Genomic DNA, 12,838 nt, shown 5'->3' on the forward strand with positions numbered 1-12,838 from the left:
TATTTAGATGGGAAATTATTTTCTTTCAAAAACGTAATAGACATTTATAAGTCTGTCATTATATTGTTTAGAGTTTTCAGGAAAGCGATTTAAATTATAAGTTGTTTTTTTCTCTATATGGAACACATCTTCAAAAGCTTCCAAAGTTTTTTTATTAAAGGCGTCTTTAGTTAATAGTCCAAACTTTTTATCCTTGGGTAAGTTCTCTAAACCTTCATGAATAGAAATGAATGGAATTTTTTCTCCATAATACCATAGCATTTCAGGTGAAATATATCCTTCTCCATACAAGGTGATTCTTTGTTCTTCCACTTCTGTTTTTAATTTTGAAATGGGGTTGTAATTGTCATTTGTATACCCTTTTGTTAGTGGTAATACTGTCAGTATAACACAGGCAAAAAAGAGGACAGTGAATCCAAATACCTTAGTTAAGTCTTTCTTTTTTAAATAATACAAAAGAAAAATGCCAATAGAAAACAACACGACTGATGCTAAGATATAAGCGAATAAATGATCAGATAAGTTATCCCCTAAGAAAAAATATCCTAAAACCGGGAAACAAAGTCCAATACAAGCTATCAAGCCAAAGTTAAAATAAACAGGAAACGTTTCTTTTTTATCCGTCAATGTTTTAAAATGCTTAATTAAGTAATCAATATAAAAACCAATATTGATGGCTAAAGGAATTAAAACAGGCATCAAGTATCTTGATTTTTTTTCAGGAATAATTGATAGTAAAACAACGGCAAAAAGAGTCCAAAGCAAACTAAATTGGTAGGCTTTTAAATGACTAACTCTGGATTTTAAATAAGGATATAACAAGCTAATAAATGCTGGAATTGTCCAAAGACCGCTTTGTACAAAAAAGCTCCAGTAATAATAAAACGGTCTAATGTTATAACTGGACCAGTTTGAGGTTTCTTTTTCTGTAATGGCGTTGAAGGTTTCAGGGTCTTGAAACCTCACATACAAATACCACCAGCCACCAACAACCAAAGCTAGAATTATAATACTAACAAACGAAAAAGCTTTAGCCTTTACCTGCTTAAATTTAAACGTAAAGCCATAGGCTAGTAGAAATGGGAGCATTAATGCATACATAGAAATAGGCCCTTTACATAAAAAGGATAAGCCCAAGAAACACCCTGCTAATAGCGAATGTTTCCAATAATTTGTTGCTTTTTCAAAAACTAAGAATAAATGGTAAATGGCCACACACATAAAGCCATGGGTGAAAATATCCCAGGGTGCTTCAATTGTAATTCCAATAATATAAAAGGATGTTAATGCTATAAAAGCATTTCTAGTGCTTAGGCTAATGTTTCCAGTTGCTATTTTAGATATTTTAAAGACATAAATACCAATAACCATGATAAATAAAATAGCAGGAAGCCTTAAAGCAAAAGTGCTATTTAAACCAAAAGTCATTCCAGAAATAGCTGTTAACCAAGTTGGTAATGGGGGTTTTTGATAGCGTGGTTCACCATTCATGGTAGTTAATACCCAGTTGCCATCATTTACCATCTCTCGGGCTGTAATAAAGTTTCTAGCTTCCATAATAGAAACGTCTATCACATTCAAATTTGGTAAGAGCATGATAAGTGTGAAAACTACAATACTTAAAATAGGATACTTTTTAAAAAGTTTTATCATTTCGATTTGTTTAATAAAACAAGGTTTCTAATGTAAATAACGGTTCCTAGAATATGTCCGACAAATAAAACAGGATCTTCTCTAAAAACAGCATAAGTTAAAATTAATATAGAACCAACCAGACTTAATACCCAGAAACCAAGGGGTAAGGCAGATTCTTTACGCCTTTCAGAATAAATCCATTGATATACAAAACGAAGGGTGAAGACTATTTGAGATACAATCCCTAAAGTCAATAACCAAAAAGGAATGGCTTCGTTTTTAAATAACAGTTCAACATCTATCACGTTGTTATTGTAATAGAAAATGACAATTAAAATAGGAACAAAAAATAAAAAGAGTTGGACCAATTTAGGCAAGCGCTGCCATTGGTTTTGAAGCTGTAAATTTCGAATATAAATAAAATAAGTAAGGGCTTGACCAAACATAATGGCAAAATCGTTTCTTAAATACCCATAAATAAATAATAAAAAAGAGGCAATTAAACTTAAAGACCAAAATAAGGTTGGAGTCGTAACTTGTTTTTTCTTTTCAGAAGTTAACCATTGAATAATCAGTCTGGAAGAGAATAAAATCTGTGCTAGAAACCCAATACCATATATAATCCAGCTATCCATTATCCTTTTTTAGCTACAGAATAATTGATGTATTTTTTCTTCATCCACAAGTAAGCAAAGCAATCCATTAATGGCCCAAGTAAACGGTTCCACAATCCAAATTTTGCCGTTCCTGCGATTCTTGGAAAATGCTGCACTGGAATCTGAATAATTTTACCCTCTTGCAATAAAATCATGGCTGGTAAAAATCGGTGCAACCCTTTAAACATGGGAATGCGTTTAGCATAATCTGTTTTTATAACTTTTAGCGGACAACCAGTATCGTCCATACCATCATGTGTAAAAGCTCGACGAATGCCATTGGCAATGGTAGACGACATGTTTTTTACAAAACGATCTTTTCTATTGGCTCGAACCCCAGTTACCAAATCGTAGGTCCCAATATGTTCAAGTAACAAATTAAAATCCTCAGGAGCTGTTTGTAAATCGGAATCTATATATCCAACGAGCTCTGTGTCAGTGTAATCGAACCCAGCTTTTATTGCAGCACTCAAACCCCTATTTTCTTTAAAACTTATAAAAGCAAACTCTGTCTGTCTATTGCATATAGTTTCAATGAGTTCTTGACTTTTATCTTTAGAACCATCGTTAATAAATAAAATTTTAGTTTTTTTAGTAGCTATAGAAATATAGTCTAGTAAAGCTTGTTCTACACGAATTAAATTATCTTCTTCATTATATACTGGAACTATAATGGTAAAATCGTAATTCATAAATGGATTGTTGGTTTTACAAATGTATTCTTTTTTATAGAATTCTAATCTTAGAGAAAAAAAATGTTTCTGTATCGTTAAATGATTCGTTTAAATATTGGAATATTATTACGGAATTAACAATTTACGTAATTACAAACAATTTACAACTTAAGTAAGTAATCTGCTGCTGCAAAAGGAGTTGTTTTATTTTCTTCAATGAGCTGCAATTGTTTTTCTAGAGCCAACTTCATGTCGCTATTATTAAAAAACTGAGACTTTAAATGGTCTTCAATGGTTTGTATTAGCCAAAACTTATTTTGATCACTTCGTTTGTATTGAAAATAATGATTCTTTGTTGTTTGGTGAATATAATCTTGAATTTGTTCCCATATGGCTTCTATCCCTTCATTTTTTAGAGCACTACATAACAATACCTTAGGTTGCCATTCCGAAGATTTTTTTGGATGTATGTGTAAGGCTCGGTTAAACTCCACTTTCGCTAATTTAGCAGATTTAATATTGTCGCCATCTGCTTTATTAATGGCAATAAGGTCGGCCATTTCAATAATACCACGTTTAATTCCCTGCAATTCATCACCAGCTCCTGCTAATTTTAGCAGTAAAAAGAAATCTACCATACTATGGACAGCAGTTTCACTTTGTCCAACACCAACGGTTTCAATAATAATAGTATCAAAACCAGCTGCTTCACACAAAATAATGGTTTCACGTGTTTTCCTGGCAACACCACCAAGGGAATCCCCCGAAGCCGATGGTCTAATAAAAGCATTGGAATTTTTAACAAGGGCCTCCATACGTGTTTTATCTCCAAGAATACTTCCTTTGGTTAGAGAGCTACTCGGGTCGACGGCCAGGACGGCTACCTTTTTACCTAAATCGGTTAAATGAGAACCAAAAACTTCAATAAAAGTGCTTTTTCCAACACCTGGAACACCAGTAATTCCAATACGAATCGATTTATTAGCATGAGGTAAACAACCTGTAATTATGGTATTAGCTTTTTCGAAATGCGATGGGTTTTTACTTTCAATGGTGGTAATGGCCCGACTTAAAGCTGTCATGTCACCCTTTAAAATACCAGAGATTAAGTCTTCAGCACTAGGCTGTTTGTGGCGTTTAGATTTTAACTTATCTATAGAAGAAGTGTTGATGCTTTCAGGTGCCTGAATGCCTTTTTTTTCTTTTAATGCCGATTTTTTTTCTTTAGCCACAAAGTTGCGTTTGTTCAAAAATTAAATGTTAGAATTTAATTCACCAATGAAAGATAAAGATATCATTATATTTTTGGATGAAAAAACTAAATTCCAAATGGCTTGCCATAAAGAATACTTCAATTAGAGTTTTATATCAAAAACCAAATGCTATTTCAAAGGCACAACTACTTTCGTATGATCCCAGGCCATTGTTAAAGATAAGTTATCTGTAGAATTATCAAAACCAATGGTAAATTGTTCAACGGTTGTATCTATCTTCTGTGCAGGAACTTCAATGTCTACCACATCAAATTCTGGTTCTCTCATAGGTTTCATTTCCATATCAACACCCCAGGAATACTGTTTTTTATTAAACATCACGTGCCAGGTGGAGTCGTTTGGAACGGTCCATAAAGTGTATTTTCCAGCTGGAAGAGAATCGTTACCTACTTTTAAAGCTTTATTAGTTTCAAAAGTCGTTGCTTCATTGGCTCCCGTACGCCAAACTTGATTAAAAGGAACCAAAGCACCAAAAATATCACGATTACGTTTTGAAGGCCTGTTATAAAATACTTTTAATTCTACATCATCAACTTTAAAACTGACAATTTTTTTCGGACTTAATGGTTTTTTTAATAAGCCATCGTTTAAAACAGAATACACAAACACACCTACAGCAACAAGCACCAAAAGCCCAATAATCCATTTTAAAAATCTATTCATTTTAGCTATTTTTTTGAGTTATAAAGATACTTTAAAAGATATATTAAGTAAAAGTGAAACGCAAATTTCTTTTGAATTATTTTCAATATCTTCAAAAATAATTTTCATTTTTTGCAACAACCCATTTTTTTTGTCGTCTTTAAAGTGAACTAACCCAAAAAACCAAAAGTAGCGCATGTTTCAGAGTGATATCATTGAAAAATGCAAGCAGAACAATCGGAAAGCACAAATGCAGTTATACAACCAGTACTGCCAAGGGATGTATGTTGTTGCCAAACGATTTGTAAAACACAATGCCGAAGCCGAAGATGTGGTCCAGGATGCTTTTATTAAAGCCTTTTCGAAACTTCATCAATATCAAGCAGAGGTCACTTTTGGTGCTTGGTTAAAACGTATTGTTATCAACACGAGTATCGATGCTTTAAAATCTAAAAATCAACGTTTGGTTGAATTAGAAGAGGTGCACCTTAAAGTTATCGATGCTAAAGAGGATGACAAATGGTTAGTAGACGATGCGATAACTCTAGAAGAAATTAAAGAGGCGATGAGTAATTTATCTGAAAAATACAGATATGTGGTCATGTTATTTTTAATAGAAGGCTACGACCATCAAGAAATTTCAGAGATCTTAAAGATTTCGGAAGTAGCTTCTAGAACACAGCTTTACAGAGGAAAATTAAAATTGCAGGAACTGTTAAAACATAAAAAAGATGGCACAAGATATTAGAGAGTTATTTAAAAACGACAACAAGCAAGCTACAGATAAAATGTCTGAAGGACACGAAGCGCGTTTTTTAAATAAATTAGAAGCTGAATTTTCTGAGAGAAAAAAACCAACAGGCTCTTGGATGCGTATTGCTGCTAGTGTGGTTGTGGTTTTGGGCTTAAGCTTTGGCGCTTATACTTTTTTTAATAAGCCAGCAACTATTCGGGTAGTAGAGACACAAACAGACACCGAAAATATAACCGATAACACACCTACCAAAAGTTTAGGAGATATTTCTCCAGATTTAAAAAAGGTAGAAGATTATTATTTGGCAAATATCAATTTGGAATTGTCTAAAGTGAAAATGACACCAGAAAATAAAGAGCTTATAGATGGGTATATCAATCAGTTGGAAACCTTAAACAAAGAATACAAACAGATCTCGATAGAACTGACGCGTTCTGGACCAAATGAATTAACAGTAAATGCCTTGATTACCAATTTAAAGTTTCGTTTAAACCTCATGTATCGTCTAAAAGAGCAACTGCAAACCTTGCAAACAAGAGATTCAATCAATAAACGAACAAATGTATAAAACAATCTTAAAAATGAAACAATTTATAATAACAGGCTTATGTTTTTTAAGTGTCTTAAGTATGTCGGCACAACAAAAACTTGATAAAATATCGCAGTCTATAAAAGTTGCAGATAATGTAACTATAGATCTCAATACAAATTATACCAATATTGAAATTGATACTTGGAATAAAGATATTATCGAGATAGAAGCTTATGTAGAAAGTAGTTCTTTAAGTAAAGAAGAACTTAAGAAACATTTAGATGCTTGGAAAATTCAAGTGGAAGGTGCTAACGATTTTGTCTCCATTTCTTCTGGAGCAAATCATCAATCATGGGCACATACCAACGGACTTTTCAATGAGCAATCTTTAAACGCCTTGCAAAATTTAGAATTTGAATTGGCAAACATGCCAGTAATGGAAGGACTTTTCGAGTCTTTACATCTAGCTGAAATGCCAGAAATGCCAGAAATGCCAAAATTGCCTGAATTACCTGAAGGGATGACAAACTCTGATTTTGATTACGAGCAATATGAAAAAGAAGGCGACGCTTATATGGAAAAATGGAGCAAAGAATTTAGCGAAAAATATGGAAAAGCTTATGCCAAGCAAATGAAAGCCTGGGCGAAACAAGTGGAGTCCAGTGATGAAATGAAAGAATTTCAAAAACGTATGGAAGTTTGGGGAGAACAATTTGGAGAAAGGTTTGGTGAGAAATTTGGAAAAGAAATGGAAGCTTGGGGAGAACAATTTGGAAAAGAAATGGAAGAACAAGCCAGAGTTATGGAAGCAAGAATGGAAGCCGAAGACCATAGAAACCATGCAATGAATAATAGACATCAAGCTCATGAAGCTAGACAACAGGCTATGGAAAATAGACAGCAGTCCCTATTAGAATCCCGTTCAGATGTAAACAATCTTAAAATTAAAAAAACAATAAAAATTAAAATGCCTAAAGGCGCCAAACTAAAAGTAAATGTAAAGTATGGCGAGCTAATTATGGCCTCTTTAATTCAAAATCTGAAAGCAGATATATCTCATACCAAATTAGTAGCAAATAGCATTGATGGAAGCAAGACTTCCATCAATGCTTCTTATTCTCCAGTAATCATATCCAATTGGATCATGGGAGAATTAAAATTAAACTATGTAGAAAACGCAACTATAAATACTGTAAATAGATTGGTGTTGAGTGCCAATTCATCGAATATAAATATTGGAACCTTACAAGGGAATGCGATTATAGATGGTAGTTTTGGCGACCTAGTTATCGAAAGCATGTCCGATGCTTTTAATAATCTAAATATCATTCTAGAAAACTCTAATGCGAGAGTAAGTTTGCCAAAGACCGATTATAATTTACAATATAAAGGCAAATACTCCAGTTTAAAACACCCTAAAAAAACAACAGACGAAGTTAATGCATCGTTTTCTACAGGTAATTTAACAAGTAACAAAACAATTGTTGTTAATGCAAAATACAGTGAAGTAGAATTGCGTTAAACGTTTTTTAAAGAAATCAAAAAAGCTCCTCACTTTCTCTTCAGAGGCCCATATCGTACTCCTTTTTATCTTCCTATTACATTTCTATTAAAACCATTGAGCCGATTTTAAAAATAATGCATGAGTCTCAATTTTCTGGCACAGTAGCGTTAATACTAAAAGTGGATGAGTTAAACCCGTTAGCTGGATGTGCCAACACATTATCCTTAATAATATTACCATCGTTACTTGCTCCAGAAAACTTCCCTGAACCATTAAGGTCTAGATCGAAAAGAAGGTAACCCGAAGAAACAAATGTTACCGAATTAAAGCCATTTGCTGGATCGGTAAGTATGGCATCTTTTATAGCATTATTATCATTGTCAACTCCAGAGAATTTAATCTGATGATTACTATTCACATCACCAGTCCAAAGCGCTGTTGTCACCGAGTTTAAGATAACTTGGGCATGTGCTCCATAGGTTATTGGATTGTTAGCATCTGTAAAATCTAAAACCGTTGTGTTTTCTAATAAATTTATAGCAGTTGCTGTCATGACACCTAAATGATTCCGATGTTTAATTACCACATAATAAGCATCTTCTATTTGGTTAAATGTCAATGCAGATAAACCATCTAAAGTCACAATATCTCCATCGCGTTGTAATAAAGCCGACTGACTCTCAATAATTGTAGTATTGGTGGTAGCATCTCTTAACTCGACCCAAACCCAATCGACAATATCGTCACTTATAGGTCCAACACCAGAGGTGCCCCCTGTATTTAAAACGCTAGCAGCTATGGTTGCTGCATCGGTATAAGGAGAGGTCGTTGGTATCAAACTGGCTACTCTTAGGTCATCTCGCATCAATGTTTCTTCTCCAATATTTGGAAATAATGCAGCTCCTTGTAAATAGGCTTTAGGCGAAACCAATATCGGGCCAGAAGCTTGAACTGTGATTAATTGATCGCAAGATATAGACGTATTTCCAGCGCCATCGGTAACTGTCCATGTAATGGTGGTGTCTCCTAATGGATACGGATCTGTTAAGGCCATAGCATCCTGGCGAACACCAGAGTATGTTAAGGTGTTCGAGCAGTTATCTGTAGCTGTTGGTTCTGTAATTGCAATAGTAGTTTCAAGAGTTCCTGTTAAGACTAGCTCTGTAATATCTGTCGGACAAGTAATCACTGGAGCTTCAGCATCTTCTACAACTGTCCATTGAAAATCAGTGGAAACATCGAGGCTTCCAGGTTTAGACACCGTTACAGTTACTTGATACACACCATCATTATTAGGTCCGCCAGTTACTGCTGTCTCATCAATAATTCCAAAAACCAACCCATTGGTAGGTTCAATATCAATGCCTTGTGGCTGGCCACTAATGGAGTATACTAAATTTGCGTTAGGGTTTCCACCCGAACCTTCAGCAGAAAAATCGGAAATGTCAAATTCGCAACCAGTTCTATCTGCAATAGGTTGTACGGTCAATTCAGAGTATTGCAACCCTAATATTTCAATGGCATTAATAATCGGGTTTTGTATCTTTGTTAAGAAGCCCATTTGCAGATTTCCATCTGTTAAAGTCACATTGTATTGTACCATTCCTGCTCTTCGATGTCCAAATTCTGCAGACGGATCTAAATTGCTGCTTCTAACTAATCCTTCTATAGTTACATCTAAAACACGTTCACCTGGTCCTGAAGTCCCATTGTATAAATTTGCAAAATATAAATTTACGATATACTCCCCATTCGGTAAGGGAACGGTAAATATCATTGGAAATTCTTCATTGCTATTTCCTCTTTGAATACGCATAACGTCATTATATTCTGTTTCAGATACATAACTTGGTATGGAAGCATCTTTTAGATTATAATTCATATTTAAAATAGAATAAGGAGATCCGGAAGATAAAATATAAGAAGGACCAACAAAAGCTGTGTTGTCTTCCCATTCTGGACCACCATCAGAGGCTGTAACTGCTGTCCCACCTACATTAATTCTAACTATTGGCGTAAAGGCATCTGTAATTTCACCGGTTAAAGGTAAAGCTAATGGCGAATTTATTCCAGAATGAAGAACGTTTAATGTAGCATTTTTATCACCTAAAATCGCATCAGAATCAAAATCTATTGGAACAATAACTGAGGTTCCTGGATTGATATCAAAAGGAAAACTAATATCACTGGAAAATAAGGCTGCATCTGTACCGGTAAAATTAAAACCAGTAACGGTAATAACACTATCTGTTGGACCACCATCGTTATTAATAGTGATGTGTTTTGTGCGTTGCGAATTGATTGCTGGTGTTAAGCCAAAGTCTAAAACATCTGGAATGATGGATAATACGCCATCTAGGTTTTCATAAACTTTAATATAATCCCAGGTAGCTGTAAAAGAATCAGCTGCTGAGTCAGTTCTTGCAGTAGAAATTAAACTGACGGCAAGTCCTTTATTATCTGAAGCGTCAAGAAAACTAGTCGGCAAGGTAATAGGAGAGCCCAGCAACACTAAAGTCTGCCCATCATCAATAGAATAAAAAGCTTGAGCCGTATTTGCTGCAGGATCTATAGATGCATATAAGCCTATGGAACTGGCGTTAGTGATGTTTGGAATATCATATTTGGTATCGCTGGTCACGACACCATTATCCTCTAAAAGAACTTGAAGTCCGTTTTCGGCATCATTATTTAATACACCATTCATTAATACAATTTTCATGTAATTATCCTGATCTCCATTTCCAAAACTAATCCCATAAGACTGGTAATCAACTGGGTCGTTTTGTGAACCGTTGGCACCAAAGTAAGGAGATTCAATCTTAGAGTGGATGGTAAATGTATTTGAATTTGAATCGACATTAACACCAAATTGAAAACCGTAATCTTGATTGTTATTTGCCTCTAAAGCATCACCACCAGTCACTTCATCTACTGTGGCTTTTCCAGCTGCACCACCAAAAGACATATCTTCAATATCAAATTGGTCCAGATAATCTGTGGCTCCAGTTGGGTCTAACATCAGTCCGGTAAATCCCAAACCAAACATCCCAGTTCCAGGGTCGTTATTCCAAAACGGATAAAAAATCGGCAAATTAGTTGTTGTCCCGTTATCGGGATCCTGAGCAAAGGCATCATTAATATCTAATACCAAATCGTTATCATCGTCAGGATCGTTTAAATCTGAAATAAAATCGCCATCAAAATCTGTTGGTTTACTACTTTGAGAACAAATGTTGGTTCCATTGTCAATCTCATCTTGATTGGTAAAACCATCTCCATCATTATCAGCATTGGCATCATACCCAACATCTCCTGGTTGAAGGCAATTAATATCCGATGGTTCAAAAACCGTCACATTATTAGAGCCATAGGTGGCTGCCCAAACAGTTCCTGGAAAAATATCACTATCACCTTGAGCAATGACATCTAAAGGAATACTCCCAAAACCACTAAATGTAGCTTCATGGACTAAAACGGTATCCCCAGAGGCATTTAATTCATACCGGTTAATATCGCCACTAAAAGAAGCGGTTAAAATATTTCCTTGCATAAGGCCTCCAAAATTTGAAGCCGTATATTCTGCTATGCCATTAGTGGAGGAATTGACTACATCTAGAATGTTTATTTTAGAACTTCCAATAGGCTCATCTACTAAATATTCTCCTAATTCTGGTTGTTCAGGAAAATTAGCCGGAGTGAATGAAGCGTTAAAATACCCGGAAACATCGGTTAGTAATGAGGTGAAATTATAGGTGTTTGTAGCGACCCAGGAACCGGAAATATCTTCGTAAGTAATCACGTTTGCTTTCGAAGGAAATGCTAATATCGGGTTTGGATGTCCACCATAATAAGAACCATTGGCATCTAATGTCGTACCAATAAAATGTAAGGGATCACCAATTAAATTACTACCACTTTCATTAATTTCATTTTTTATATAATGATTTAATGGGTCGTAAATCATGGTGCTTTCATCACCTAAATAGGTGTCTGTTGCTTTATCATAGATTCTTGGTACGCCTCCCCAAAGTGAATTTGGACCATTGTCTGATGTGTAAACGCGACCATTTTCAGTGACCAATATATCATAGGCATTTCTAAACCCTGGAGCAAAAATTTGTATGGGGCCACCCACTTCTGGAAAAGCCTGATTCAAACTATTATTTCCACCAAACGGATCTCCTAAATCGATAATCTTATCGTACAAAGGGTGTCCAGAAGGATACGGGAATTCAGGATGCGTATTATCAATATCAATTCGTGTTGGGTCGTTTAGCGTAGGTAAATCGTAAACATAATCAGTAGCATATCTTGGATCAGTATAAACAGGCATACTTTCCAATTGCGTTAAATTAACAATAAGTATGGCTGCAGATAACATGTATTCTGGAGTTCCTGCAAAGTTATTACTAGGGGCTCCTTTATTGGTTTGGCCGCCTTGTGCAATTAATAAATAGGTGTTGCCATCTCGTTCAAACATATCTAATCCGTTAATGGCATGATTTTCTTCACAACGGGGTAAACCTCTAATTAAATCGATTTTTACCCATTGAGATCCATCCCATTCTAATTTGGATAGCATACTGGAATTGGTGTCTAAATTTGAATCACTTCCTTCAGAGCCACCACCAACAAGATAATCAGATGAGGTAACATATAATATAGGATTTAAGGCCGTTCCGGCTGTCATAATTCCCGTAATTAAACGTTGTTGACTAGGATTGAATATTCCTGCATCGGTATGATTAGGAATCCCTAAGCGCACATTTGTAATTTGTTCCGAAGCTGTAGCGGTATACGTACCACTTCCTTGAGGTGCTAAATCTCTTTCAACCGTAAAGGCCCAGATAATACCGTTTTGTTGCGACACATATAGTCGTCCGTCAGGCCCAAAATCTAAAGACGTTGGGTTTAATACATTGGCATCAATTAATCCGGAAGATCCAAAACTAATGGTTTGAGATTGCAGCGTTGTTGATAAGCATAAAAAGCTTGTAAGTATAAGATAAACAGATACTTGTTTAAATATTTTTATAAAAAATAAAGACATAACTTAAATTTTTTCAGTGTTTTGCTATTAATCGAAAAAATAATATTCGTTCGTAATTGAGGAGAAATTTGATGATGAAATTAATGATTTTTTGTAAAATGACTGCTTTTTAAA

General features: G+C 34.9%; 9 protein-coding genes. 3 read left to right on the forward strand and 6 right to left on the reverse strand.

Features of this window, described 5'->3' with window-relative positions; genetic code table 11:
- Window positions 1–15: 15 nt before the first annotated feature.
- The 5 genes from ACI5KZ_RS02290 to ACI5KZ_RS02310 all read right to left on the reverse strand — a co-directional run bounded on the left by ACI5KZ_RS02290 (window position 16) and on the right by ACI5KZ_RS02310 (window position 4,902).
- The gene (locus tag ACI5KZ_RS02290) at window positions 16–1,653 is read right to left on the reverse strand and encodes an ArnT family glycosyltransferase (RefSeq protein WP_406846753.1); all 1,638 of its coding nucleotides are present in this window, start codon (window positions 1,651–1,653) and stop codon (window positions 16–18) included.
- Complete coding sequence (locus ACI5KZ_RS02295) at window positions 1,650–2,270, reverse strand: lipid-A-disaccharide synthase N-terminal domain-containing protein (RefSeq protein WP_109307905.1); 621 nt, start codon at window positions 2,268–2,270, stop codon at window positions 1,650–1,652. The genes ACI5KZ_RS02290 and ACI5KZ_RS02295 overlap by 4 nt, the downstream gene beginning before the upstream one ends.
- Entirely contained in the window at window positions 2,270–2,983 is a 714-nt protein-coding gene (locus ACI5KZ_RS02300) for a glycosyltransferase family 2 protein (RefSeq protein ID WP_109307906.1), read from the reverse strand. The genes ACI5KZ_RS02295 and ACI5KZ_RS02300 overlap by 1 nt, the downstream gene beginning before the upstream one ends.
- A 143-nt stretch (window positions 2,984–3,126) precedes the next feature.
- Entirely contained in the window at window positions 3,127–4,197 is a 1,071-nt protein-coding gene (gene meaB, locus ACI5KZ_RS02305; protein ID WP_406846754.1) for a methylmalonyl Co-A mutase-associated GTPase MeaB, read from the reverse strand.
- 150 nt (window positions 4,198–4,347) lie between these two features.
- Entirely contained in the window at window positions 4,348–4,902 is a 555-nt protein-coding gene (locus tag ACI5KZ_RS02310; protein WP_109307908.1) for a DUF2911 domain-containing protein, read from the reverse strand.
- A gap of 175 nt (window positions 4,903–5,077) precedes the next feature.
- Between ACI5KZ_RS02310 and ACI5KZ_RS02315 the strand changes: the two genes are divergently transcribed.
- The 3 genes from ACI5KZ_RS02315 to ACI5KZ_RS02325 are packed head-to-tail and all read left to right on the forward strand — an operon-like array spanning window position 5,078 to window position 7,689.
- A complete protein-coding gene (locus ACI5KZ_RS02315) occupies window positions 5,078–5,629 on the forward strand; it encodes an RNA polymerase sigma factor (protein ID WP_109307909.1) in 552 nt (183 codons plus the stop codon).
- Window positions 5,613–6,203, forward strand: coding sequence for a hypothetical protein (locus ACI5KZ_RS02320; protein ID WP_406846755.1), 591 nt, complete (start codon window positions 5,613–5,615; stop codon window positions 6,201–6,203). Before ACI5KZ_RS02315 ends, ACI5KZ_RS02320 begins: the two co-directional genes overlap by 17 nt.
- A gap of 13 nt (window positions 6,204–6,216) precedes the next feature.
- Window positions 6,217–7,689 (forward strand): hypothetical protein, encoded by a 1,473-nt coding sequence (locus tag ACI5KZ_RS02325; RefSeq protein ID WP_406846756.1) that lies wholly within the window; start codon window positions 6,217–6,219, stop codon window positions 7,687–7,689.
- A gap of 127 nt (window positions 7,690–7,816) precedes the next feature.
- Here ACI5KZ_RS02325 and ACI5KZ_RS02330 read toward each other — a convergent pair whose 3' ends face one another.
- Window positions 7,817–12,724, reverse strand: coding sequence for a malectin domain-containing carbohydrate-binding protein (locus ACI5KZ_RS02330; protein ID WP_406846757.1), 4,908 nt, complete (start codon window positions 12,722–12,724; stop codon window positions 7,817–7,819).
- Window positions 12,725–12,838 lie beyond the last annotated feature (114 nt).

The organism is Xanthomarina sp. GH4-25, from assembly GCF_045363175.1.
In the GTDB taxonomy this organism is placed as follows: domain Bacteria; phylum Bacteroidota; class Bacteroidia; order Flavobacteriales; family Flavobacteriaceae; genus Xanthomarina.